Origin of the sequence: Amycolatopsis tolypomycina (assembly GCF_900105945.1) — a bacterium.
Taxonomy (GTDB): Bacteria; Actinomycetota; Actinomycetes; order Mycobacteriales; family Pseudonocardiaceae; genus Amycolatopsis; species Amycolatopsis tolypomycina.
Genome location: NZ_FNSO01000003.1, coordinates 157,796 through 182,332, shown reverse-complemented (window position 1 = coordinate 182,332; position 24,537 = coordinate 157,796). Strand labels below are relative to the sequence as shown.

The following is a 24,537-nucleotide window of genomic DNA, read 5'->3' as shown; positions in this document are numbered from 1 at the left end:
ACGTAGTTCGTGAGCTCCAACGAAGCGCCTCCCGACGAGGCGCCGATCGAAGCCGAGCCCATCAAGGCCGTCCCGGTGCGCCACTACGGGCGCTGGGTGGCCGGGGTCGTCATCCTGTTCCTCGCGTTCATCATGATCCGCAGCGTGGCCACGAACAGCGCCCTGCAGTGGCCGGTCGTCGGGGAGTACCTCTTCGACGCCCGGATCCTGCGCGGCCTGCAGAACACGCTGATCCTCACGGTGATCTCGATGCTGATCGGCATCGTCGGCGGGATCCTGCTCGCCGTGATGCGCCTGTCGCCCAACCCCCTCATGAAGGGCGCGGCGTCGATCTACATCTGGCTGTTCCGCGGTACCCCGCTGATCACGCAGCTGCTGTTCTGGAACTTCCTGGCGCTGGCCTACCCGAGGCTCGGCCTCGGCGTGCCGTTCGGGCCCGAGTTCGTCAGCTGGGACACCAACCAGCTGATCACGCAGTTCACCGCCTCGCTGCTCGGCCTGGGGCTCAACGAGGCCGCCTACATGGCGGAGATCGTGCGCAGCGGGATCCAGTCGGTCGACTCAGGCCAGCGCGAGGCGGCGAGCGCCCTCGGCATGAGCCAGACGAAGACCCTGCGGCGGATCATCCTGCCGCAGGCGATGCGGGTGATCATCCCGCCGACCGGCAACGAGACCATCTCGATGCTGAAAACCACGTCGCTGGTCGTGGTCATCGGGTACTTCGAGCTGGTGGTCGCGGCGCAGACCATCTACTCGCAGAACTACAAGACCGTGCCGCTGCTCATCGTCGCCGCGCTCTGGTACCTGTTCCTGACGTCGGTGCTGACCCTGATCCAGATCCAGATCGAGAAGCGGTTCGCGCGCGGGACCTCGCGAGACGTGGTCCAGCGGCAGGGCTGGGCGTCGCGGATGTTCAGCCGGGGTGGAGGGAACGTCACATGACCCCCGTGGTGTCCGCGCAGCGGATCTGGAAGAGCTTCGGCAGCGTCGACGTCCTCAAGGGCATCAACCTCGAGGTGCAGGAGCGGGAGGTGCTCTGCCTGATCGGGCCGTCCGGCTCGGGCAAGTCGACGCTGCTGCGCTGCATCAACCACCTCGAGAAGATCGACGCGGGCCGGCTCTACGTCGACGGCACCCTCGTCGGCTACAAGCAGCGTGGCGACAAGCTGCACGAGCTGCGCGAGAAAGAGGTGGCGTTCCAGCGCAAGGACATCGGCATGGTGTTCCAGCGCTTCAACCTCTTCCCGCACATGACGGCGCTCGAGAACGTCATGGAGGCGCCGGTCCAGGTCCGGCGCGAGCCGAAGGCCCAGGTCCGGCAGCGCGCGCTGGAGCTGCTGGAGCGCGTCGGCCTCGCGGACAAGGCGAAGAACTACCCGGCGCAGCTGTCCGGCGGGCAGCAGCAGCGCGTCGCGATCGCCCGGGCGCTGGCGATGCAGCCGAAGCTGATGCTGTTCGACGAGCCGACGTCCGCGCTGGACCCGGAGCTCGTCGGCGACGTCCTCGGCGTGATGAAGCAGCTGGCCAAGGACGGCATGACCATGGTCGTCGTCACGCACGAGATGCAGTTCGCGCGCGAGGTGGCGGACAAGGTGCTCTTCATGGACGGCGGCGTCGTCGTCGAAGAGGGGCCGCCCGAGCGGGTCATCGGCAGCCCGCGCGAGGACCGGACCAAGGAGTTCCTCGCCCGGGTGCTGAACCCGAACGCCTGACGAAAACCGTTCGGGTTCGCTATTTTGAAGGCGGGTGAGGGAGGGGGCGGGGCGTTTTGACGACCGAAAGCGCACTGCCTCCTCTCGACCCGTTCGCGGGCATCCCCGACCGCCGGTACGAGGTCAAGGCCTCCGAGCTGCTGAAACCGGGCAACGCGGGCCTGCTGCGCTGGCGGCGCCAGGCCACGAACGCCCCGATCGTCTACGTCGAGGACGCCTACATCACCGGGACGCTCGACCTGCGGGCCGCGGACCTGAAGTACCTGTTCCGGTTCGAGCGCTGCCGGTTCGAGCAGCCGCCGGACGTGCGCGAGGCGAACCTGCTCGGGCTCGTGTTCCGGAAGTGCTGGCTGCCCGGGCTCAAGGCCCGCAACATGCGCAGCCGCAACGACGTCCGGCTGATCCGCAGCGTCGTGCAGGTCGACGGCGACCGGCGGGAGATCGAGGAGACGACCGTCCAGCGCGGCGACGACCGCGAACGCGGCATGCCGAACGCCGCGGTCAACCTGACCGACGCGGTGATCGAGGGCTCGATGGTCCTCACCCGCACGGTGATCTCGCACCCGCACGGCAAGGCGATCCAGGCCGACCGGCTGGTGCTGACCGGCGCGCTGCTGGCGTACCGGATGGTCGCGAACGGCGAAGTCCGGCTCCCCGGCCTGCGGACCGGCGGTAACGTCAACTTTTCGGGCGCGACGCTGAACAACCCGGACGGCTTCGCGCTCAACGGCAACGGTCTGCACATCGGCGGCAGCCTGCTGTGCGAGGTCGACAACTACGGGCCGGCCAGCCAGCGGAAACGCTTCTCCGCGACCGGGATCATGTACCTGCCGAGCGCGACGGTGGACAGCGACATCTCGCTGCGCGAGGCCAAGCTGACGGTGTCCCAGCACGGCCCGATCGCGGTCGACGCGTGGAAGTCCAACGACCCGTACATCGACCCGCGGCCGGCGCTGGTCGCCGACCGGATGCGCGTGGACGGCAACGTCGAGCTGTCGGACGGCCTGCAGGCACTGGGCACGTTGCGCATGGTCAACGCCCGCATCGGCGGCTCCCTGCGGCTGGCGGGCGCCGAGATCCGCGTCGAGCGCGGCAAGACCGTGCCGTACTACGACCGCGCGTTGCACCTGGACGGCACCGAGATCGGCGGCGACATCGAGGCGACGAGCCTGCGCGTGCCGACGGGCCAGCTGCGCCTGGCCGATGTCACCGTCGGCGGCAACTTCCTGGCCTGGAACTCGATGTTCCGCCACCCCGGCCGCGACGTGTTTTCGGCCCGCCGCTCGAAGATCGCGGGCAACTTCCAGCTGACGGACGCGACGATCCACGGCACGCTGCGCCTGCAGGGCGTGGACGTCGGCGGCTCGATCAACCTCGCGGGCACCCGGCTGACGGACCCGGGCCGCCGCGCGACCAGCAGTTATTCCCTCGACGTCCGCACCGGCCGCGTCGGCCGCGACCTGACGCTGCGCGACAACAACGGCCGCCCGTTCGTGGCCGAAGGCGGCGTCAACCTCGACGGCGCCCAGGTCGCCCGCCGAGTGGACCTCCGCGGATCCCAGCTGGGTTCGCTCCCGCCGTTCGACGTCGCCCTCGACGCGGGTGACGTCGCCTCGGACGAGTTCATCTTCACGCCGAGCAGCCCCCCAACGGGCCGCATCGTGCTGCGGCGGGCGCATTGCGGAACGCTGAGCGACAACAAGCAGTTCTGGGCGGCGTCCGCGGGCATCGAGCTGGAGGACTTCCGCTACGACGCGTTGAAGAAGGGAATCCCCCTCGCCGACGACAAGGCGTTGGACGAGCGCATCGAGCTGTTGCGCAACGCGATGCGCGGCTACCGCCCGGGGCCGTACGACCAGCTGGCGCAGATGCTGCGCGCGGCGGGTAACGAAGAGCACGCGTCGACGGTGGCGTTGCGCAAGCAGCAGTTCAGGTACGAGGCACTGGCGCGCGGCTTCAAGTTCTTCGGCCCCGGCGTGCGGCTGTGGAGCTGGCTCCAGCGTTCGATGGTGGGCTACGGCTACCGCCCGGTCCGCGCACTGGGCTGGCTGCTGACGTTGCTGGTCCTGGGCAGCCTGTGGTTCGGCCTGGGCACGGACGACTGTATTTACGACAAGTCAGGCCGCTACGTGGCAAGCGGCCCCCGGTGCGTGGTGAACCAGCAGGACACAGGGCTGCAGTGGAACCCGGTGATCTACACGGCGGATCTCCTGGTCCCGATCGTGGACTTCGGCAACAAGTCGAGGTGGTACATGCACGGCCCGGACAACTGGGTGGCGGCGGGCTTCACGGCGTCGGGCTGGATATTGGCGACCACCGTGGCGGCGGGTGTGAGCCGCATGCTGCGCCGGGACAACTGAGCCGGGCGGTCGCCGACGTCATGAACGAGTCGTTCATGACCTCAGACGTCATGAACGACTCGTTCATGACGCATGTGGGAACGGCGGCTAGTCGATGAAGCGGGACCAGAACGGTATGTAGCGGGGGCCGTCCGGTGGGGCCGTGCTGATGCCGCCCGTCGCGAACTCGCGGTGCAGGTAATCGCGCAGGTCACTGCCGTAGACGATGATGTCCGTCTGGTACACCGACAGCACCGGGTAGCCCACCGTGCCCGGCAGGCCGGGCAGGTACCGGTGCCCGCACACCGGCACCAGCTGCGGCACGTCGGCCAGCCGGCGGCGGGCCTCGCGGACGGCGTCCTCCGGGCCGACCGGGCGCGTGCCCCAGTCCGGCAACCAGAAGCCGTTGTGCTCGACGTCGTACAGCACGCCGTCGACCGGCCATGCCAAACGTTTGCGCAGTTGCTCGGCGTTGCCGCAGCGCCAGTCGGGCCAGCGGTCGCCGATCGGGACGCCGGCGGACAGGAACGTCCGGTGGTCCGCGGCGAAGCGGAAGCCGAACCGGCGCTCGACGTCGTCGAGCTCGGTTTCGCTCAGCCCGGGACGCACGGGTTCCCGGAGGTTCTCCTGCAGGTGCCGCGCCTCCTCCGGAGTGAGGGCGCCGGCCGGCTGGACTGGGGTCATGACCCGAGCCTAAGCGGCGGCTCACCCGCTCGCGCGTCCTTTTTCGCGCCGACCTGGGGACCCACGGCCGGGTGAGTTTGTTCTCTCATCGGGGCGGACCGCGGAACAGAGCGTGAGCGTGTGTAGTTCACTCATGCCGTGACTTCTCCACGACCGCAGAGCCGCGTGCGTGCCCCCGAGCTGCGCGGCGACGTCTGGCTGAACACCGGCGACCGCCCCCTGACCCTCGCCGAGCTGCGCGGGCGCATCGTGCTGCTGGACTTCTGGACCAGCGGCTGCATCAACTGCCTGCACGTGCTCGACGAGCTGCGTCCGCTCGAAGCCGAGTTCGCCGACGTGCTGGTCACCATCGGCGTCCACTCGCCGAAGTTCCTGCACGAGGGCGAGCGCGCCTCGATCGAAGCCGCCGTCCGCCGTTACGACGTGCACCACCCCGTGGTCAACGACCCGAAGATGGAGCTGTGGTCGCAGTACGCGGTCCGCGCGTGGCCGACGCTCGTCGTCGTCGACCCCGAGGGGTACGTCGTGCACGTCGCCGCGGGCGAAGGGCACGAAGAGGCGCTTCGCCGCGTCATCGCGGACCTCGTGACGAAGCACGAAGCCAAGGGCACGCTGCGTCGCGGCGGCAGCCCGTACGTGCCGGTCGAGGAGCAGCCCGGCGAGCTGCGGTTCCCGAGCAAGGCCGTCGCCACCGCCGAGGGACGCGTCCTGGTCGCCGACACCGGACACCACGCGATCGTCGAGTTCGCTTCGGACGGCGAGACCGTCATCCGCCGCTTCGGCAGCGGCGCCCGCGGCGGCCAGGACGGGCCGTTCGACATCGCCACCTTCGCCGAGCCGTCGGGCATCGCGCTGCTGCCGTACGACATCGCCGAGCGCGTCGGCTACCACGCCGTCGTCGCCGACACGGCCGGGCACCGGCTGCGCGGCCTGGACCTGATCATCGGCGAGGTGACGACGGTCGCCGGCACCGGCGCGCAGTGGCGCAGCGGCCCGGACTCGGGCAAGGGCGTCGCGGTCGACCTCACCAGCCCGTGGGACGTCGCCTGGTGGGGCCCGGCCGGTGGGGTCGTCGTCGCCATGGCGGGCAACCACACGCTGAGCGTGTTCGACCCGGTCGGCGGCACGATCCGCCGCTTCGCCGGGACGACCGTCGAAGGCCTTCGCGACGGCGACGCCGGCGAAGCGTTCTTCGCGCAGACGTCCGGCCTGGCCGTCGACGGCGACAAGCTGTGGCTCGTCGACGCGGAGACGTCGGCGCTGCGCTGGATCGAGCCCGACGGCGAGTCGTTCACCGTGCACACCGCGATCGGCGTCGACCTGTTCTCCTTCGGCCACACCGACGGCCCGGCCGACGAGGCGCTGCTCCAGCACCCGCTGGGCCTCGCCGCGCTGCCCGGCGACAAGATCGCGATCGCCGACACCTACAACGGCGCGGTCCGCAGCTTCGACGTCTTCACCCGCGAGGTGACCACGATCGCCACCGGGCTCGCCGAGCCGCAGGGGCTGCTGCTGCACGACGGCGAGCTGCTGGTCGTCGAGTCGGCGGGCAACCGGATCGCCCCGGTCGACTCGTCCTCTGGGCCGACGGTCGTCACCGGCGACGCGCACGCCGTGCGCCGCCCGCCGACGGTGCTCGCGCCGGGCGAGATCGACTTTTCGGTGCTGTTCACGGCCCCACCCGGCGAGAAGCTCGACGACCGCTTCGGCCCGTCGACGCGGCTCGAGATCAGCGCGTCACCGCCGTCCCTGCTGGCCGACGGCGGCGGGACCGGCACGGACCTGAACCGCAAGATCCGTCTCGCCGAGGGCGTCACGGAGGGCGTGCTGCAGGTGGTGGCGCAGGCCGCGAGCTGCGATGACGGCGGCGAGCACCCGGCGTGCCGGATCACCCGGCAGGACTGGGGCGTCCCGATCCGGATCGAGGACGGCGGCACGAGCGAATTGACCCTGGTCATGGCCGGTGAGCCGCGGACCGGCGGGTAACATGCAGGCCGTGTCTGACGGGCCGAAACTCGAAATCCAGATGCTGCACGACCGGGTACTCGTGCGGCTGTCGCCGGAAGAGGGAGAGCGCCGCAGCAGCGGCGGCATCGTGATCCCCGCAACGGCGCAGGTCGCGCGGCGGCTCGCGTGGGGTGATGTACTGGGCGTGGGCAACAGTGTGCGAAACGTCAAGACCGGGGACCGCGTGCTCTTCAACCCCGAGGACCAGCTCGAGGTCGAGATCCAGGGCGAGGGGCACCTGGTGATGCGCGAACGCGACATCCACGCGGTGGCGACCGAGCGGACCGAGCACGGGACGGGGCTTTACCTGTAGGTCGGGTCCCGCGAAAGGCAGGCGCGTGGCAGACGAAGAGGGACGCGAGGGCAAGCCCGCCACCGCGGGGGCGACGGCTGAGACGCCTGGTGAAGCTGTGGCGGCCGAGCCGGGGGCGGTGGCTGAGGCGGGGAGCTCGGAGGCGCCTGAGCGGCCTGCGCCGGCCGAGGCCGAGTCGGTGGCTGCGCCTGCGGCTGAACTGCCGGCCGCGGCTGAGCTGCCGGCAGCGGCTGAGCCGCCGGCAGCGGCTGAGCCGCCGGCAGCGGCTGAGCCGCCGGCAGCGGCTGAGCCGCCGGCAGCGGCTGAGCCGCCGGCAGCGGACGAGGTGCCGGCAGCGGACGAGGTGCCTGCGCCGGCTGAGCTGCCGGCCGCGGACGAGCCGCCGACAGCGGACGAGCCGCCGACAGCGGACGAGCCGCCGGCAGCGGACGAGGTGCCTGCGCCGGCTGCCGAGGTCGCCGAGCCCGTGCACGCCGGTGCTCCCGCCTGGCCCGCCGTCGGTGAGGCGCCCACCGCCGTTGTTGCCTCGCCCGCTGTTGCCGAGTGGCCGCCCGTTGTTCCTGCTCCTGCCCCCGACAACGCCGCCACCGATCTGTTCTCCGATGATCTGCTCGGTGAGCTGCTCGAAAATCCCGCGCCGCCGCCTGCTCCGGAGACTCCTGCGCGGAAGCTGCGTCAGGGGCTTGCTCGGGCCATGATGGCCGTCGGGCTTGCGCTGGGGCTCTTTGTCATCCTCTATGTCGTCGATCTCCTTGTCAGTGCCGGGGATGTGCCGCGGGGGGTGACCGTTGCCGGGGTCGAGGTCGGGGGGCTCAGTCATGCCGAGGCCGAAGCGAAGCTGCGGAAAGAGCTCGAACCGCGGCTGATCCGGCCCGTTGCCATCCACGGTGGGGATGTCCAGGCCGAACTCGTGCCGTCGCGGTCGGGGCTGGGGCTCGACTGGCCGAACACCCTCGGGCTCGCCGGGCACCAGCCGCTCAGTCCGATCACGCGGATCATGTCCTTCTTCAGCAGCCGGGAGGTCGGGGTGGCCACGCGCACCGACCAGAACCGGCTCGACGAGGCCGTGCGCGAGCTCGCCGCGGGCAAGCTGAACCACCCCGCCACCGAAGGCTCGGTCGGGTTCAGCCCCTTGCCCGGCAGCGACGGCGGTGTCACCGCCTTCCCGATCCTGCCGCGGCAGGGCCAGCAGCTGCTCGACGTGGCCGGCGCCGTCCACACCCTCACCGACCACTGGCTCGACCCCGGCGGGGTCAAGCTGGCCATGGCGATCACGCCCGTGCGGGCGACCGCCGCCGGGGTGCAGGCCGCCTACCGGCAGATCGTCGTGCCCGCCGTGGCGAAGCCCGTCATCGTGCACGGTGAAGGCAAGGACGTGCCGCTGAAGCCCGCGGCGATCGCCTCCTCCTTCCAGTTCGCCGTCGTCGAGGGCGGGGCCGTCGAGGTCCGTGTCGACCAGGGCAAGCTGCAGGCCGCCCTCAAGGACGAGCTCGCGGGCACCGAGACCGAGGGCAAGGACGCCCAGATCGTCTTCACCGGCGACCAGCCGACGGTCGAGCCCTCCGAAGACGCCCGCAAGGTGGACTGGGAGAAGACCTTCCTCCCCCTGATCGACGTGCTCAAGAAGACCGACGGGCGGGATCTCCCCGTGGTCTACAGCGCGTCGACACCCAGCGTGACCACCGACGCCGCCAGCGCGCTCGGCATCAAGGAGGTCGTCGGCGAGTTCACCACCGGCGGTCTGGCCGGCCCGGCCGCGACGAACAACCAGACGCTCGCCGCCAGCGTGAACGGCGCGATCGTCAAGCCCGGCGAGACCTTCAGCCTCGGTGCCCGCTCCGGCCCGCGCACCGCCGGCAACGGCTACGTGCCCGCCCCGGTCGACGAGGACGGCACCGGCCTGACCGTGGTCGGCGGCGGCGTCTCCCAGCTGGCGTCCACTTTGTACAACGCCGCCTACCTCGCCGGCCTGTCAGACGCCGGCCACCTGCCACACGACCACTACCTCGACCGCTACCCCGCCGGCCGCGACGCCAAGGCCATCGACGCCGGCGGCAACCCCGTCGAGCTCAAGCTGACCAACGACGCGCCCACCGGCATCGCCATCCAGGCCACGGTCTCCGGCGACTCCGTGACGGTCCGGATCTGGGGCACCCGGCACTTCCGCGTCGAAGGCCAGACCGGACCCCGGACACCCGGAATCCCGCCGCCGATCCAGTTCGGCCCCAGCGGAACCGAGCCGTGCCAGCCGTCGATCGGTTCACCCGGCTTCAGCGTCACCGACACGCGCGTGCTCTACGACCTCGCCTCCGGCGCAGAAGTCCGCCGGACGTCGCAGACGACGACCTACGGTCCGCGTCCGACCGTTCTCTGTTGAGTTGTCAGCGAAGGACCATGCACCCCGCCTCCTCGAAGTCGCGCAGCCACGCCGGCTCCCGCAGCTGCTTGTTCCACCGCAGATCCAGTTTGTCCAGTTTGGACAGACCGGCGAGCGACGCCGGCAACGTCGTCAAGGCGTTCTCCCGCAGGTCCAGCTGACGCAGCTCACCCAGCGACCCGATCGACGACGGCAGCGAAGTGAGCCGGTTGCCGCGCAAGTGCAGCTCTCGCAACGCACCCAGCGCGCCGATCGACTCGGGCAGCGCGGTCAGCTCGTTGCGGTACAGCCGCAGTTCGCGCAGGGAAGCGAACCCCGACAGGTCCGACGGCAGCGAAGTGAGCCGGTTGTCCGTGCACCCCAGGTACCGCAGCTTGCCCAGCCGGCACCAGGCCGCCGGGAACTTCGTGAGCCGGTTGTCGCTGACGTACAGGTACTCGGTGAGCCCGGCCAGCTCGCCCAGCTCGTCCGGCAGGGACTCGAACCGGTTGTGCGCCAGGTCCAGCGTGTGCAACGACGTCAGCGCCGAGATACCCGGCGGCAACGAGGAAATCCGGTTCGCCGCGAGGTTCAGCACGCGCAACCCGGTCAGCGACCACAGCGACCCCGGCACCTCCGAGATCGAGTTCTTGTACAGGTCGAGCCGCGTGAGGTAACCCGGCAGGGAAGGCACCGACGTCAGGCCCTGATCGCTCAGATCCAGTGACGTCATGACGGCCGCCTGGTGCGCGGCAGCAACGCCCACGTTGCCGCGTCGTCCGGAGTGGACACCTGGATCCGCAGGCCCGGTGCCTCCGAGATGGCCAGCTCGGTGAGCCGCAGGGCCAGCCGCCCGGCCTGCGGGTGCTGCAGGTGCCGCAGCCGCGGCCGCGGTTCGGCCACCTCCTGCCGGGCCCACAGCCCGGCGAACTCCGCACTCAGCGCGGACAGCCGCCGGATGTCCTCTTCCCAGGCCGGATCGCCGACGTGCCTGCCGTACTCGGCACGCATCCGGGCGACCATGTGCGGCACCTCCTCGTCGTAGTTCAGCAGGAACCGCCGCGCGTGCGGCTCGGTCACGCAGCACCACAGCAGGTTCTTGTGCAGGCACGGCAGGCTGTGCCACTCCCAGAACAGCTCCTCCTGCGCCGCGTTCGACGCCAGCACGTCGTACCGGCCGTTGACGACCGTGGCGGGCAGCGGATCGAGTGCGCGCAGCACCTCGCGCACGGCGTCCGGCACCACCTCGGCCGACGACGGCAGCCGCGACGGGGTCAGCTCCGCCAGCCGGTACAGGTGCTCCCGCTCCGGGTGGTCCATCCGCAGCGTGCGCGCCACGGCGTCGAGCACGTGCGCGCTCGCGTTGATCGGCCGCCCCTGTTCGAGCCACGTGTACCAGGTGACGCCGACGCCGGCGAGCAGCGCGACCTCCTCCCGCCGCAACCCGCTCGTGCGACGGCGAACGCCGGGCGGCAGCCCGACCTCCTCCGGGCCGATCCGCGCACGGCACGCCTTGAGGAACTGGCCGAGCTCCTCCCGGCGGCTGGTGTGGACCTGCGTTGACGTCATGCGGAACATGGTGCCCGAGGGGTACGACAATTTTCGCCGAGCCGGGTGCTGCCAGTACCAGCATCGCCAGGCTCTCTCCGACGCCGGCCAAAGAACCCCAAGGTCGGAGCCATGACTCTGACCACCGAAAGCCCGGCCAACCCGGACCGGGCGGCGCGGCCGGGCAGGCGGCCGTGGTTCATGCTGGCCGTCCTGCTGCTCGGCCAGTTCATGGCGCTGCTCGACGTCACCGTCGTGAACGTCGCCATGACCGACATCCGCACCGACCTGCACGCGTCCGGCGCCGCGCTGCAGCTCGTCGTCTCCGGCTACACGGTGGGCTACGCGATGCTGCTGATCACCGGCGCCCGCCTCGGCGAGCTGTTCGGGCGGCGACGGCTGTTCGTCACCGGCGTCCTCGTCTTCACCGGCTGCTCGCTGCTCTGCGGGTTCGCGCCGGACCCCACGACGCTGATCGTCGCGCGGATCGCCCAGGGCGCCGGCTCGGCGCTGATGATGCCGCAGGTCATCAGCGTCATCCAGGCGCAGTTCAGCGGCCCCGCGCGGGCCAGGGCGCTCAGCGCGTACACCGCGACGATCTCGGTCGCGTTCGTGTCCGGCCAGGTCCTCGGCGGCGTGCTCGTCGGCGCCGACCTCTTCGGTGCCGGCTGGCGGCCCGTCTTCCTGGTGAACGTGCCGATCGGGGTGCTCGTGGCCGCGCTCGCCCTGCGCCTGGTGCCCGGCGGCGCGGCGAAGGCGGGCCGCCGCCTCGACCTCGCCGGCCTCGCGATCGCCGTGCCCGCGGTGGTGCTCGTCGTGCTGCCGCTCGTCCTCGGCCGCGAAACCGGCTGGCCGGGGTGGACGTTCGGCTCGCTCGCGGCGGGCGTCCTGCTGGCCGTGCTGTTCGTGGTCGTGGAACGCCGGGTGCGCGACCCGCTGGTCGACCTCGGCGTCCTGAAGATCCGCGGCGTCGCGCCGGGACTGGCCGCGCTGGCCACCGGCGTGGCCGCCTACGGCGGGTTCCTGTTCTGCGTGGCCCTGCACCTGCAGGCGGGTCTCGGGCAGACGGCGCTCGCGGCCGGGCTCACCATGGCGCCCGGTGGCGTCGTCTTCGGCCTGTGCGGGTTCTTCTGGCACAAACTGCCCGAACGCCTCCACGCGGCACTGACGCCGGGCGGCTACGCGGGGTCGGCGATCGCCTACGCGTTGCTGGGCATCAGCCTGAAGGACGGCGGCACCGGCGGCGCGCTCTTCTTCGCCGCGCTCGTGCTCTTCGGCCTCTCCATGGGCCTGGCGTTCGGGTCCCTGACGGCGCACACGCTGTCCCACGTCCCGCTCGAACGCGCGGCGGACGCCAGCGGCCTGCTCACGACGACGTTGCAGCTGGGCCAGGTCATCGGCGTGGCGACGTTCGGGAGCCTGTTCCTGACGCTCGCCGCCGGTACGTCCGCGCACGCCGTCGCCACCACCATGACGTGGGCCGCGGTCCTGATGCTGGTCGGCACCGGGTTCGCCGTCGTGCTCGCGAGGGCCTCGCGGTAGGCACCGAATCCAGGCACGGAAAAGCCCAGCCGGTTCACCCGAAGGTGGACCGGCCGGGCCGGGAATCCGTGAGAGTTACCGGGTTACACCACGGCGACCGTAGGCGCCCGCGGCGATGCTGACTCCGATGGCGGCCAGGACGACCTGGGTGAGGATTTCCAGCCAGTCGATTCCGTTCGTGTCGGCGTAGCCGAGGCCACGCGCGATCGCGGTGCCGATGAAGGCGGCGATGATACCGATCACGATGGTCAGCCAAATCGGAACGTTCTGCTTGCCGGGAGCGACCAGCCGGCCCAGAACGCCGATGATCAGCCCCACGATGAGGGCGCTGATGATGCCGGCGACAGTCATCAATTTCTCCTCTCCATGATCGCGGGTCCGGCCACTCGGTCCCGCGAACTCGAGGACGGAATTCCCCCGCAATCCCGGCTCGAAACGCCGAAGGGCCCCTTCCCGGTCAGGAAAGGGGCCCTTCGGTGGAACGCATTGATCAGAATGCGGCCTCGTCGACCTCCATGAGGGCGTTGTCGGCGGCCTCCACGATGGCGCGGCGGGCGGTCAGCTCCGGCAGCACCTGCTTCGCGAAGAACGACGCGACGGCGATCTTGCCCTCGTAGAACGGGACGTCCTTGGCGGACGCGCCCGCGTCGAGCTTGCCGATGGCGACCTCGGCGTGCTTGAGCAGCTGCCAGCCGATGAGCAGGTCGCCGACCGACATCAGCAGGCGGACCGTGTGCTGGCCGACCTTGTTGATGCTCTGCGGGTCCTCCTGGGACGCGGTCAGGTAGCCGATCAGCGAGCCGAGCATGCCCTGGGTGTCCTCGAGGGCCTGCTTGAGCAGCGCACGCTCGTTCTTGAGCCGGCCGTTGCCCGCCTCGGACTCGATGAACTTGGTGATTTCCCCGGCGACGAAGGCCAGCGAAGCACCCTTGTCGCGGACGATCTTCCGGAAGAAGAAGTCGAGCGACTGGATCGCCGTGGTGCCCTCGTACAGCGAGTCGATCTTGGCGTCGCGGATGTACTGCTCGATCGGGTAGTCCTGCAGGAAGCCGGACCCGCCCAGGGTCTGCAGCGACTGCACGAGCTGCTCGGTGGCGCGCTCGGAGCCGACGCCCTTGACGATCGGCAGCAGCAGGTCGTTGACGCCGTGCGCGAGCTTCTGGTCGCCCTCGCCGGTCCACAGCTGGTCCTGGAAGGACGCCGTGTAGAGGTACACCGCGCGGAGACCCTCGGCGTACGCCTTCTGCAGCATCAGCGAGCGGCGGACGTCCGGGTGGTGCGTGATGGTGACGCGCGGGGCGGCCTTGTTCAGCATGTTCGGCAGGTCGGCGCCCTGGACGCGCTCCTTGGCGTACTCGAGCGCGTTGAGGTAACCCGTCGACAGCGTGGCGATGGCCTTCGTGCCGACCATCATCCGGGCGTACTCGATGACCTGGAACATCTGCGCGATGCCGTCGTGCACCTCGCCGAGCAGCCAGCCCTTGGCCGGGGTGCCGTGCTGGCCGAAGGTCAGCTCACACGTCGTCGAGGCCTTGATGCCCATCTTGTGCTCGACGCCGGTGACGAAGGCGCCGTTGCGCTCGCCCAGCTCACCGGTCTTGGTGTCGAAGTGGAACTTCGGCACGAGGAACAGCGACAGGCCCTTGGTGCCCGGCTTGGTCTCGATGCCGGGGCCCTCGGGGCGAGCGAGCACCAGGTGCATGATGTTTTCGCTCATGTCGTGCTCACCGGACGTGATGAACCGCTTCACGCCGTCGATGTGCCAGGAGCCGTCCTCCTGCTGGGTGGCCTTGGTGCGGCCCGCGCCGACGTCGGAACCGGCGTCCGGCTCGGTCAGCACCATGGTGGCGCCCCACTGCCGGTCGATCATGAGCTGGGCCCAGTGCTTCTGCTCTTCGGTGCCGTTCTTGTCCACGATCATGGCGAAGTTCGGGCCCGCCATGTACATGAACAGCGGGGCGTTGGCGCCGAGGATGAGCTCGGAGGCCGCCCACTGCACGGTCGGGGGAAGACCGAAGCCGCCGAGGTCGTTGGTGAGGCCGAGGCGCCACCACTCGCCGTCGAGGAGCTGCTTGTAGCTCTTCTTGAAGGACTCGGGGATCTTGACGCTGAACGTCTTCGGGTCGTACACGGGCGGGTTGCGGTCGGCGTCGGCGAAGGACTCGGCGAGCGGGCCGGTCGCGAGCTTGTTCAGCTCGGACAGCACGCCGCGGGCGGTTTCTTCGTCGGACTCGGCGAGCACACCCTTGCCCAGGCGCTCCTGCACGCCGAGTACCTCGAAGAGGTTGAACTCCAGGTCTCGGACGTTGCTCTTGTAGTGGCCCATGTCGTCACTCCAATGTGTTCGGCTCCCCGGCCGGGCACATGTTCGCCTTACTCGCCGGTAACTTCAGGATATTACCTGTGGGTAACCAGGGCAAGCAGATCCGCACTTCCGAGTATCGGAAATCCACGCGATTGTGGGGTTCTTCCTGGGGAACGAGGGTCAGCGGCTGCCCGGGATCGCCGTTGTGTCGGCCGTCACCGGGGTGTAGCCGTCCTCGGGCCGGGCGATGAGGATCCCGCCGCGGAAGGCGATGGTCACCGCGTGTGTCCGGTCCCGGGCGGAAAGCTTGCGCAGGATGCTCTTCACGTGCGTCCGGACGGTCTCGACGGACAGGAACAGCAGCTTCGCGATCGCCGAGTTCTCGAGGCCTTCGGCGACCAGCTGCAGCACCTGGTACTCGCGCCTGGACAGCGGCATACCGCCGCGTGGCGACGGCGGGCTGTCGTGGGCCGGGTCGCCCTTCGGCGCGCTCGCCCGCTTCGGCCGCGCGGTGAGGGCGGCCAGCGCCGGGTCGATGTAGCGGCGTTCGCTGTGCGCCCGCCGGATCGCTTCGGCGAGCCGTCGTGAATCGATCGACCGCGGCACGATCGCGTGCGCGCCGGCGGCGATCGCGGCCGCGAGGTACTGCTGCGTGCGATTCGCGTCACGGATCAGGGTGACCAGGACGAGCGCCGGGTCGCCGGCGTTCAGCAGCTTGGTCAGGTGGCAGTTCGGGTCGAGGGCGGAGTCGAGCACGACGACGTCCGGCTTGACCTGCTCGCACAGCTGCAGGGCCGCGTGGTGGCTGGCGGCCTGCCCGGCCCAGTGCAGCCCCTGGCTGCGGTGGACGAGCGCGGCGAGGCCGTCGCGGAAGATCGGGACGGGGTCGACGACCGCCACGCCGAGGCTGCGCCCCCCTGGTCCGGCCGGCCCCGGGGGCCTGCGGGTGGGCTCGATGCCGTGCATCGCGGGCCTCCGTCTCTGCGCCGTCGCTCCCGGGTGCCGGACGTCTCCGGCGACCACCCCGGTCCCCCTGCCGGGACCGGTTGGAGTGACTCCTCCTGCTTGGTACGAGTCGCGATTGCGCAGCTCATGACGCCAAATCCCCCTCATGGCCCAATCCGCCGGTCACAGCAAACTTTCCGTAGAAGTCGATCTTGGCGAGGTGGCTCGGCCGGACGGTGCGGGGCCGGATGGGCTAGTCGGCGCTACTGAGGGTGGCCCGCGCTGCGTTCAACGATTTCGACAGTCGGCGGATGCGGTCCGCAGGAGGGCGAATTCCGCCGCCAGCCCGGCCGGCGTCCAGTGCGCGTTGAGCCCGCTCGGGTTCGGCAGCACCCACACCCGGGTGTCGCCGATCCGGTGCTCCTGCGGCCCCACGCGCGCCTTCGGGAAGCCGAACGCGGTCCGGTAGGCGGTGATCCCGACGACGGCCAGCCACCGGGGCCGGTACTCGAGCACCTTCGCGGCCAGGATCCGGCCGCCTTCGCGCAGCTCGTCGCCGGTGAGCTCGTCGGCGCGGGCTGTCGTCCGGGCGACGACGTTCGTGATGCCGAGGCGGAGGTCGAGCAGCTTCTCCTGCTCGTCGGGGTCGTAGCGGCGCGGCGTGAAGCCGCCCTGGTGGAGGGCGGGCCAGAAGCGGTTGCCGGGGCGGGCGAAGTGCCGGCCGAGCGCGCCGGAGTAGAGGCCGGGGTTGATGCCGCAGAAGAGGACGTCGAGGCCGGGGGCGATGACGTCGGGGATGGTGGTGTTGTGGGCGGCGGCCAGCTGGTCCTTCGTGGGTCGGATGCGCACCGCTCCAGTGTCCGGTCGATCCCGGACGGCCGCTCTGTTGCATGGGGTAGCGGATTCGGTACTGACCTGCGTAACCTGTGTGATCTCCCGCACAGCGCCGTACCGAGGAGGATTTTGTGCAGCTTCCGATCGTCCTCGGGCTGGTCGCGCTGGTACTGGCCGTGGCCGCGCTCGTCGTCGTCCTGGAAGACCGGCGGGCCGCCAAGCGGGCCGCCCTGCAGCGGAAAGCCCGGCTAGCGCGTCTCGGCGAAGTGGACCCGCTCGCGCCGGGCCGGCTGCACGTCGACCGGTGAACGCAGGAGCGTCAGCAGCAGCGCGCCGAACACCCAGCCGACGACGGCACCGAACGTGTTGTTCATGAGGTCGTCGACGTCGAAGATGCGGTAGACGTACGGCGCCGTGCCGAAGTTCGCCGTGAGCTGCGTGATCTCGATGAGCAGTGACGCCGTGAAGCCGATCAGCGCGGTGCCCGTCAGGCCGCGGCGCCAGAGGATCCGCGCGAACACCCCGAGCGGCACGAACAGCAGCACGTTCAGGCAAGCCTGCTGGAACGTCTGCGTCGTGAACCAGGTCCCGCCGTGCTTGAGCAGCTCCGTGTGGATGTCGGCGATCCACTGGAAGGGGTGCAGCTGCACGGTCTGGACGAGCCGGCGGGTGCCGGGGCCCGGCAGCGGCAGGAAGACGACCGCGAGCGTCATGCAGCCGTAGAGCAGCACCGCCGCCGTCGACACGAGCCCGCGCAGGCGCAGGCCGCCGTGCCGGGCGAGCTGGGTGATCAGCTGCGGCACCAGCACCACGGACCACAGCGCGAGGAAGGCGATGAAGCCGTACTGCAGGGCGGTGACCTGTGCGTTCGTCATGCCACCGACGTTATGGATCTTGCCGGGGGTGCCGCTTCGGTCGATGAGCCCGCGTCCCTCGGCCACTCGGCCGACCCGCGCGCGGCCGATCGGTCAGGGGTGCGGGTCGTCGTCGCGGTCGTCGCCGCGTTCGGCGTGCCAGGCACCGAACACCGTGCCCCCGATGAGCAGGACGACGACCGCCAGCACGACGAGGACGACGACCTCGATGCCCATCTTTCCCCCACATGTCGGAATGCCTCCACATCGGTGCCGCCGGAGCCGGTGTTACCGAAGTCATGGGGGACATAACCGGATGCTGCTTGCGCGGATGCGGGAATGAGCACGACGCTCGGCACGTCGGAATTCTTGAAAGGCACCGTGCAGGCAACGAAAGGAACGCTCATGGCACCGGTCCGGGTCGGCATCGTCGGGCTCAGCGCGAACGGCGGCTGGGCCGCGACCGCGCACGTGCCCGCGCTGGCCGCGGTGGACGGCTACGAACTCCGCGCGCTCAGCGGCAGCAGCGCGGACTCGGCGCGGGTGGCCGGCGAAAAGTACGGCGTGCCGCTGACCTTCGGCGACGCCGGGGAGCTCGCCCGGCACCCCGAGGTCGACCTCGTGGTGGTCGCCGTGAAGGTGCCCGAGCACCGGGCGCTCATCGAGCCCGCGCTGGCCGCCGGCAAGCAGGTGCTGAGCGAGTGGCCGCTGGGCGTCAGCCTGGCCGAAACCGAGGCGCTGGCCGAAGCCGCCAGGGAGAAGACGACCGCGGTCGGCCTCCAGGGGCGGTCGGCGCCGGCGTTGCGCTACCTGCGTGACCTCATCAAGGACGGTTACGTCGGCCGCGTGCTTTCGACGTCGCTGATCGCGTCCGGCGCCAACTGGGGGCCGAGCGTGCGGGCCGGCCGCGACTACCAGCTGCACCCCGCGGGCGGGGCGACGATGCTGACCATCCCGTTCGCGCACACCGTCGACACGGTGGCCATGGTCCTCGGCGGCTTCGCCGAGCTGTCCGCGACGATGGCGACCGTCCGGCCGCGGGTGCGTGACGAGGTCACCGGCGAGTCCGTGGAGATGACCGCGCCGGACCAGATCGCCGTCACCGGCGTGCTGGCCGGCGGTGCGGTCGCGTCGCTGCACCTGCGTGGCGGGACGTCGCCGGCCACGAACTTCCACTGGGAGATCAACGGCACCGAGGGCACGCTGGTCGTCGAGGCCGCGGACCCGCTGTTCTGGATCGCGAAGCTGACGCTGCGCGGCAGCCGCACCGGCACGCTCGAGAAGCTCACCGTGCCCGCGCGGTACGAGCTGCCGCAGCTGGCCGGCCGCAGCGCCGAGCCGTCGTACAACGTCGCGCACGCCTACGCCCGCCACCTCAAGGGCGACCTGCCGGACTTCGCGCACGCCGTGGGAGTGCACCGGGTGCTCGACGCCGTCCAGCGGTCGGCCGACAGCGGCACCCGGATCGAACTGGACGCAAAGTAACTGTTACCGGTGGTCGCAGATTCGGCTACCCTCGGGCCATGGACGACGTTGTCTACGACCGCGCGGGCCGGGGCGAACCGCTGGTGCTGATCCACGGCATCGGCCACCGCCGTCAGGCGTGGGCGCCGGTGTTTCCGCTGCTCGCGGCCCATCGCGACGTCATCGCCGTCGACCTGCCCGGCTTCGGCGAGTCGCCCGAACCGGCCGGCGGGTACGGCATCGAGCCCGCGCTGGTGATGTTCAAGGAGCTCTTCACCGAGCTCGGGCTCGACCGCCCGCACGTCGCCGGCAACTCGCTCGGCGGCCTGCTGTCCCTCGCGCTGGGGCAGGCCGGCCTGGTCCGCAGCGTCACGGCGTTGTCGCCCGCCGGGCTGTGGAACCGGACCCAGAAGATCTACGCGATCGCCACGCTCAAGGCCCACCGCGCGCTCGCGCAGCGCACGCCGCCGCACGTCGTGCGCCGCATCGCCGCGAGCGCGTCCGGACGCCGGGCGCTGACCGGGATGATCGTCGGACGGCCCGAGCTGCTCACGCCCGACGCCGTCGTCGAAGACGCCCACGCGCTCGCCAGCGCGCCGGGCTTCGAGCCGACCGCCGCCCAGTCGCGGGGCGGGTTCCGCTTCACCGGGCCGGTCACCGGCGTGCCGGTGACCATCGCCTGGGCCGAGCACGACCGGATCCTCGCCCGGCCGCGCGTCGCCGACCTGCGGAAAGTCGCGCCGCACGGCACCTTGCGGCTGCTGCCGGGCTGCGGGCACGTGCCGATGAACGACGACCCGGAGCTCGTCGCGCGGGTGCTGCTCGACGGAAGCCGTTAGGTGACATTCGCTTCACGTCCGTCTTTTGACCCTGGTAGGTGACTGCTTCGCGAGGCAGAATCCTCCGCCGTGCGCCCGTTCGGGGACCTTGGGCGCGAATCGGAGGAAACAACTCATGAGGCTTTCGACCCGGCTCGCGGTGTTGGCCGCGGCCGCGCTGGCGACGACGGCGGTGACCACCGCACCCGCGTCCGCGGGCCAGCGCCCGGACCCCACGACCGACGTCCGGATCATCGGGTTCAACGACCTGCACGGCAACCTGGAACCGCCGTCCGGCTCCAGCGGGCGCGTCATCCAGTCCGACGGGACCACTGTGGACGCCGGCGGGGCCGCCTACCTGGCCACGCACGTGAAGCAGCTGCGCGCGCAGGTGGCCAACTCGTTCGTCGTGTCCGCCGGCGACAACATCGGCGCGTCGCCGGTGATCTCGGCGCTGTTCCACGACGAGCCGACCATCGACTTCCTGAACATGCTGGGCGTGAGCACGTCCGTCGTCGGCAACCACGAGTTCGACGAGGGGTACAAGGAACTGCAGCGCATGCAGTTCGGCGGCTGCCACCCGACCGACGGTTGCCAGTTCGAGAAGACCTTCAAGGGTGCGGACTTCCCGTTCATCGGGTCCAATGTGTACTTCACCAACGGCCTGCCCGCGCTGTTGCCGTTCACCGTGAAGTTCGAGGGCGGCGTCCCGATCGGCATCATCGGCGCCACGCTGAAGGACCTGCCGACCGTCGTCACGCCGGAGGCCATCAAGGGCCTGAAGTTCGGCGACGAGGTCGAAGCGATCAACCGGACCGCGAACCTGCTCGACCACTTCGGCGTCAAGGCCCAGGTCGTGCTGATGCACCAGGGTGACGGCACCGAGGTCGAGGGCCCGAACGACTGCCGGCTGCGGCCCGGCCCCGCCGCGGCGATCGCGGCCGCGGTGACGCCGAAGGTCGACGCCTTCTTCACCGGGCACAGCCACCAGCAGTACAACTGCGTGATCAACGACCCGGCCGGCCAGCCGCGCCCGGTCATCCAGGGCTCGTCGTTCGGTCGGCTGCTGTCGGTGATCGACCTGAAGATCAGCCGCAAGACGCGGGACGTCGTGCGTTCGCAGACCAAGGCGTTCAACGAGATCGTCACCCGCACGGTCACCCCGGACCCGGCCGTGGCGGCGCTGATCGCCGACGCCAAGACCAAGTCCGCGCCGATCGCGAACAAGCAGGTCGGCAGCATCACCGCCGACCTGCCGGCGGCGGGCAACGCGGCCGGTGAGTCGTCGCTCGGCGACGTCATCGCCGACGCGCAGCTCGCGGGCACGCAGTCGAACAACGCGGTCATCGCGATGACCAACCCGGGCGGCATCCGCGCCGACCTGACGTACAAATCGTCGGCGAACGGCGAGGGCGACGGCGTGGTGACCTACGGCGAGGCGTTCACCGTCCAGCCGTTCGCCAACATCATGCAGACGATCACCCTGACCGGCGCGAACCTGAAGAACGTGCTGGAGCAGCAGTGGCAGGGCACGGTGACGCGCTTCCTGCAGATCTCGAGCTCGCTGCACTACAGCTACTCGGCGTCCGCGCCGCAGGGCTCGCGGATCACGGCCATCACGGTCAACGGCACGCCGGTCGACCCGGCGGCGTCGTACCGCGTGTCGGTGAACAACTTCCTCGCCGCCGGCGGGGACGGCTTCACCGAGTTCACCAAGGGCACCAGCCTGTCGGGTGGCCCGGTGGACCTCGACGCGCTGATCGCCTACCTGGGTGCGCACCCGAACCTGGCGCCGCCCGCGGCGGACCGGATCACCCGCCTGCCGTAGCACGACCAAGGCCGCGCCGCCGGGCTTCCGGCGGCGCGGCCTTACTTCAGCTCGCCCTTGAGCATGCTCATCAGGATCATGTCGTGGCGCTCGCCGTCGGCGTCGATGAACGATTCGCGGTGGCGGCCCTCTTCGACGAACCCGATCTTGCGGTAGACGTGCCGGGCGGCCTCGTTTTCGGCGACCACCCACAGCGTGATCTGGTGCAGGCGCATGGCGTTGAAGCCGTAGCGGCACATCAGGCGCAGGGCTTCGGTGCCGTAGCCGCCGCCCCGGAACTCGGCGTCGCCGATGTAGACGTCCAGCTCGGCTTCACCGTGTTCGGGCTCGGCGTCGCGCAGGTCGATGACGCCGATGAGCTTGCGCTCGGCCTTGGCCTCGATGCCGAGGACGACCTTCTCGTAGGTGTTGAGCGCGCGTTCCTCGCACCGCTTGCGCACCTGGGCCAGCGAGAGCGGGTGTTCGTTGATCATCCACCGGCCGACCTCGGCGTCGTGGGTCCACGGGTGCAGCCGTTCGGCGTCCTCCGGCTCCAGTGCGCGCAGCCGGACGAGTTCCCCCTCGAGCATGTCTACTCCCGTTTCAACAGCAGAAAGTCGTTGACGTCGATCAAGCCGAGGAACTGCCGGATCGGGACCGGCATGGCCCGCCGCGCATCATCGTGCACGAGTTCGGCGCCGCGCACGTGAATTTTTTCCCGCCGGCTGATCAGGGTGCAGCCGCCCGCGGCCAGCACGTTCTGCACCCAGTCGGCCTCCGGCCCGTAGGTCAGCCCGACGACGAAACCGTCCTTCGTGCGGAAGACGTTGATCGGCGTGTGGTACTCGCGGCCGGACTTCCGTCCCTTGTGGACGACCATGGCGAAGCCGGGCGCCCAGCCGGCGACGTGCTTGAGAACCTGGTTGGTCGCGACGCGGTTGAAGCGGGCGACCCGTTTCGAGAGCACCATGCGCCCATGATGGGCCCGCCGCCACGAAAGATCAACGGTCGATGAATTAACCGATCGGGTGACCCCGGCTCCCCGCGCGCACCGCGCCGATGGTGGGATGTCACGCATGTCGACCGAATGGCCGCTGCGCCAGGACCCGGAAGGGCCGGTCATCATCGCACTGGCCCTGGTGAACGACCCCGACGCGCTGGGCTTCGTCGTCCTGGACGACGAGGACGACTGGTTCATCAGCGACGGCACCGAGCTGTCCGACGACGTGCTGGTCAACCGCGAGAGCTTCGGCAAGATGTCGCTGCGCGAAGCCGTCGAGCTGCTGCCGCAGCTGGATGCGCTGGCCGAGCTCCCGACCGGGATGGCCGCCGACTGGGACCCGGAGCGCCGCACGTGGCTGCTCTCGTCGGTGACCGGCTCGGACGACGAGGACGAGGACATCCGCCTGCTGGCCCAGCGCCGCGCGGCCTGGAAGTACGAGGGCTCGCCGGACGACGAGGCCCAGATCAGCAGCGGCCTCACCGAGATCCCGACCGGGTCGCAGCAGCCGGTGCGCGCGGTCCGCCAGGTCGTCCGCGAGCAGGACGGCACCTGGCTGTTCGTCGGCTTCGAGGTCCCCGAAGCGGAGGACTTCGAGGTCGAGGGCCTGGAGCTGGAGCACGTCGCGAATCTGTACCCGGACGTCCGTTCGGTGCTGAAGGCCGCGCCCGGCCAGGTCTACGACCGCGCGACGCCGGAGTCCGACTGGGAGCTCGTCGAGGGTTAGACCTCGATCGGCAGGTGGAAGAGCCCGCGCGTGATCGGGCTCGGCCACCAGGTGAGCTCTTCTTCGGGAACGGTGAGCCGCGCTCGGGGGAGACGGCGGAGCAGGGTCTCGAAGGCGACATCGGCCTGCAGCCGGGCCAGGGCCGCGCCGATGCACAGGTGCGGCCCGATGCCGAAGGCGATGTGCCGCCGCTCGGTTTTGCGGTCGCCGGGCCGGAAGACGTCGGCGTCTTCGAACACCGCGGGATCCCGGTTGGCGGCCAGCACGGACACGAGGATGGGGTCGCCGGGCCGCATGAGCCGGCCGCCGATCTCGACGTCCTCGGTGGGGAACCGCCAGGTCGCGTTCTGCAGCGGCGCGTGCAGCCGGAGCGTCTCTTCGATGACGGCGGCGCGGTGCGCGGGGTCGGTTCTGGCTTTCGCTGCTTCGTCCGGGTGCGTCAGCAGGGCGAGCGCGCCGGTCGCGATCAGCCCGACGGTCGTCTCGTGGCCGCCGATCAGGATGAGGAACGCCGTCGACGTCACCTCGTCCGCGGAGAGCGTGCCGGTGGCCTCCTGCGCGACCAGGTCGCTGATCAGGTCGGTGCCCCGCGTCGCGCGCTTGGCGTCGACGACCTCGGTGACCAGCCGCTCCAGCACGTCGGTGGCTTCGCGGACCTTCGAGCCGTCGGTGTCGTCGGCCGAGTCGATGACGAGCGACCACTCGTGCACGTCCTCGCGGTAGGACTCGGGCACGCCGAGCAGGTCGCAGATGATCGCGATCGGCAGCGGGTAGGCGAGGTCCGTGACGAGGTCGCCGTGCCCGCGCGCCTCGACGGCGTCGATCAGCTCGTCGGTGACCTGCTGGGCGCGCTCGCGCAGGCTCTGCATCCGGCGCGGGCCGAACGCGCCGGCGCAGGCGCGCCGCAACCGCGTGTGCTCGGGCGGGTCGGTGTTGATCATGTTGGAAGCGAGCGAGGGCCGGTGGTCGAGCGGGAGCCCCATGCCCGAGCGCTGCCACTCCTCGTTGCCGGCGGCGGGGCTCTTGACCAGCGCGGGGTGGTTGAGCGCCGTCACGGCGTCGGCGTACCGGGTGATCAGCCAGGCCCAGGTGCCGGTCGGGAAGTCGAGCCGGTGCGGGGGTCGTTCACGCAGCCAGGCGTAGGCGGGTGAGGGGTCGCGGTCGAAGTCCGGACCGAACAGCGCGGGCTCTCCCATGCGCCCACCCTGCCCGCCGGACTTTCTCCGCGGCAAGTGTCCCGGCGCGGCTTCGCCCGTTCGTCCTTACAGTGAGAGCCGGCGAC

24 protein-coding genes are annotated in these 24,537 nt (G+C 70.5%); 12 read left to right on the top strand and 12 right to left on the bottom strand.

Translation table 11 applies throughout. From position 1 onward, the window contains the following. Positions 1-9: 9 nt before the first annotated feature. Genes BLW76_RS06415 through BLW76_RS06405 form a run of 3 tightly spaced genes read left to right on the top strand, consistent with a single transcriptional unit; the run spans position 10 to position 4,072 of the window. Complete coding sequence (locus tag BLW76_RS06415) at positions 10-942, top strand: amino acid ABC transporter permease (RefSeq protein ID WP_091304925.1); 933 nt, start codon at positions 10-12, stop codon at positions 940-942. After that, positions 939-1,712, top strand: a complete 774-nt coding sequence (locus BLW76_RS06410; RefSeq protein ID WP_091304924.1) for an amino acid ABC transporter ATP-binding protein — start codon at positions 939-941, stop codon at positions 1,710-1,712. The genes BLW76_RS06415 and BLW76_RS06410 overlap by 4 nt, the downstream gene beginning before the upstream one ends. Before the next feature lie 56 nt (positions 1,713-1,768). After that, positions 1,769-4,072 (top strand): oxidoreductase, encoded by a 2,304-nt coding sequence (locus BLW76_RS06405; RefSeq protein WP_091304923.1) that lies wholly within the window; start codon positions 1,769-1,771, stop codon positions 4,070-4,072. An 87-nt stretch (positions 4,073-4,159) separates the two neighbouring features. Here BLW76_RS06405 and BLW76_RS06400 read toward each other — a convergent pair whose 3' ends face one another. Next, the gene (locus BLW76_RS06400; protein WP_043787221.1) at positions 4,160-4,735 is read right to left on the bottom strand and encodes a hypothetical protein; all 576 of its coding nucleotides are present in this window, start codon (positions 4,733-4,735) and stop codon (positions 4,160-4,162) included. Positions 4,736-4,900: 165 nt separating this feature from the next. Between BLW76_RS06400 and BLW76_RS06395 the strand changes: the two genes are divergently transcribed. From BLW76_RS06395 to BLW76_RS06385, 3 genes are all read left to right on the top strand, one after another. Further along, positions 4,901-6,721, top strand: coding sequence for an NHL domain-containing thioredoxin family protein (locus BLW76_RS06395; RefSeq protein WP_091304922.1), 1,821 nt, complete (start codon positions 4,901-4,903; stop codon positions 6,719-6,721). A gap of 1 nt (position 6,722) precedes the next feature. Continuing rightward, positions 6,723-7,055: a GroES family chaperonin gene (locus BLW76_RS06390; RefSeq protein WP_013230909.1), complete on the top strand. Its 333-nt coding sequence runs from the start codon at positions 6,723-6,725 to the stop codon at positions 7,053-7,055. Positions 7,056-7,272: 217 nt separating this feature from the next. Continuing rightward, positions 7,273-9,432 (top strand): VanW family protein, encoded by a 2,160-nt coding sequence (locus BLW76_RS06385; RefSeq protein WP_091305802.1) that lies wholly within the window; start codon positions 7,273-7,275, stop codon positions 9,430-9,432. Between the two features lie 4 nt (positions 9,433-9,436). On the opposite strand, the gene BLW76_RS06380 is transcribed toward BLW76_RS06385, so the two are convergent. Next, a complete protein-coding gene (locus BLW76_RS06380; RefSeq protein WP_091305797.1) occupies positions 9,437-10,144 on the bottom strand; it encodes a leucine-rich repeat domain-containing protein in 708 nt (235 codons plus the stop codon). After that, positions 10,141-10,980 (bottom strand): helix-turn-helix transcriptional regulator, encoded by an 840-nt coding sequence (locus BLW76_RS06375; RefSeq protein ID WP_091305800.1) that lies wholly within the window; start codon positions 10,978-10,980, stop codon positions 10,141-10,143. The genes BLW76_RS06380 and BLW76_RS06375 overlap by 4 nt, the downstream gene beginning before the upstream one ends. 111 nt (positions 10,981-11,091) lie before the next feature. Between BLW76_RS06375 and BLW76_RS06370 the strand changes: the two genes are divergently transcribed. Further along, entirely contained in the window at positions 11,092-12,501 is a 1,410-nt protein-coding gene (locus BLW76_RS06370) for an MFS transporter (protein ID WP_091304921.1), read from the top strand. 75 nt (positions 12,502-12,576) lie between these two features. On the opposite strand, the gene BLW76_RS06365 is transcribed toward BLW76_RS06370, so the two are convergent. The 4 genes from BLW76_RS06365 to mug all read right to left on the bottom strand — a co-directional run bounded on the left by BLW76_RS06365 (position 12,577) and on the right by mug (position 16,600). Then, positions 12,577-12,852, bottom strand: a complete 276-nt coding sequence (locus BLW76_RS06365; protein ID WP_091304920.1) for a GlsB/YeaQ/YmgE family stress response membrane protein — start codon at positions 12,850-12,852, stop codon at positions 12,577-12,579. 139 nt (positions 12,853-12,991) lie between these two features. Next, on the bottom strand, positions 12,992-14,827 hold the full coding sequence (locus BLW76_RS06360) for an acyl-CoA dehydrogenase (RefSeq protein ID WP_091304919.1): 1,836 nt from the start codon (positions 14,825-14,827) through the stop codon (positions 12,992-12,994). Between the two features lie 159 nt (positions 14,828-14,986). Further along, entirely contained in the window at positions 14,987-15,772 is a 786-nt protein-coding gene (locus BLW76_RS06355; RefSeq protein ID WP_091304918.1) for a response regulator transcription factor, read from the bottom strand. Positions 15,773-16,039: 267 nt separating this feature from the next. After that, the gene (gene mug / locus BLW76_RS06350; protein ID WP_091304917.1) at positions 16,040-16,600 is read right to left on the bottom strand and encodes a G/U mismatch-specific DNA glycosylase; all 561 of its coding nucleotides are present in this window, start codon (positions 16,598-16,600) and stop codon (positions 16,040-16,042) included. 116 nt (positions 16,601-16,716) lie between these two features. Here mug and BLW76_RS48305 point away from each other — a divergent pair, with 116 nt between their 5' ends. Continuing rightward, complete coding sequence (locus BLW76_RS48305; RefSeq protein ID WP_003058066.1) at positions 16,717-16,893, top strand: hypothetical protein; 177 nt, start codon at positions 16,717-16,719, stop codon at positions 16,891-16,893. Here BLW76_RS48305 and BLW76_RS06345 read toward each other — a convergent pair. Both BLW76_RS06345 and BLW76_RS50360 read right to left on the bottom strand, forming a co-directional pair. After that, positions 16,834-17,460: a VanZ family protein gene (locus tag BLW76_RS06345; RefSeq protein ID WP_091305795.1), complete on the bottom strand. Its 627-nt coding sequence runs from the start codon at positions 17,458-17,460 to the stop codon at positions 16,834-16,836. The two genes, BLW76_RS48305 and BLW76_RS06345, sit on opposite strands and share 60 nt — an antisense overlap. A 93-nt stretch (positions 17,461-17,553) precedes the next feature. Continuing rightward, positions 17,554-17,676 (bottom strand): hypothetical protein, encoded by a 123-nt coding sequence (locus tag BLW76_RS50360; protein WP_279627658.1) that lies wholly within the window; start codon positions 17,674-17,676, stop codon positions 17,554-17,556. 168 nt (positions 17,677-17,844) lie between these two features. On the opposite strand from BLW76_RS50360, the gene BLW76_RS06340 reads away from it, so the two are divergent. The 3 genes from BLW76_RS06340 (at position 17,845) to BLW76_RS06330 (ending at position 21,549) form a co-directional block, all read left to right on the top strand. Then, the gene (locus BLW76_RS06340) at positions 17,845-18,924 is read left to right on the top strand and encodes a Gfo/Idh/MocA family protein (RefSeq protein WP_091305793.1); all 1,080 of its coding nucleotides are present in this window, start codon (positions 17,845-17,847) and stop codon (positions 18,922-18,924) included. A gap of 38 nt (positions 18,925-18,962) precedes the next feature. Next, the gene (locus BLW76_RS06335; RefSeq protein WP_091304916.1) at positions 18,963-19,742 is read left to right on the top strand and encodes an alpha/beta fold hydrolase; all 780 of its coding nucleotides are present in this window, start codon (positions 18,963-18,965) and stop codon (positions 19,740-19,742) included. 115 nt (positions 19,743-19,857) lie between these two features. Beyond that, a complete protein-coding gene (locus BLW76_RS06330; protein WP_091304915.1) occupies positions 19,858-21,549 on the top strand; it encodes a bifunctional metallophosphatase/5'-nucleotidase in 1,692 nt (563 codons plus the stop codon). A gap of 41 nt (positions 21,550-21,590) precedes the next feature. Here BLW76_RS06330 and BLW76_RS06325 read toward each other — a convergent pair whose 3' ends face one another. Both BLW76_RS06325 and BLW76_RS06320 read right to left on the bottom strand, forming a co-directional pair. Continuing rightward, positions 21,591-22,118, bottom strand: a complete 528-nt coding sequence (locus BLW76_RS06325) for a GNAT family N-acetyltransferase (protein ID WP_091304914.1) — start codon at positions 22,116-22,118, stop codon at positions 21,591-21,593. 2 nt (positions 22,119-22,120) lie between these two features. After that, positions 22,121-22,498, bottom strand: coding sequence for a nitroreductase family deazaflavin-dependent oxidoreductase (locus BLW76_RS06320; RefSeq protein WP_091304913.1), 378 nt, complete (start codon positions 22,496-22,498; stop codon positions 22,121-22,123). 106 nt (positions 22,499-22,604) lie between these two features. Here BLW76_RS06320 and BLW76_RS06315 point away from each other — a divergent pair, with 106 nt between their 5' ends. Further along, entirely contained in the window at positions 22,605-23,255 is a 651-nt protein-coding gene (locus BLW76_RS06315) for a hypothetical protein (RefSeq protein WP_091304912.1), read from the top strand. Here the strand turns inward: BLW76_RS06315 and BLW76_RS06310 are convergent. Further along, on the bottom strand, positions 23,252-24,451 hold the full coding sequence (locus BLW76_RS06310; RefSeq protein WP_244170069.1) for a cytochrome P450 family protein: 1,200 nt from the start codon (positions 24,449-24,451) through the stop codon (positions 23,252-23,254). The two genes, BLW76_RS06315 and BLW76_RS06310, sit on opposite strands and share 4 nt — an antisense overlap. Between the last annotated feature and the right edge of the window lie 86 nt (positions 24,452-24,537).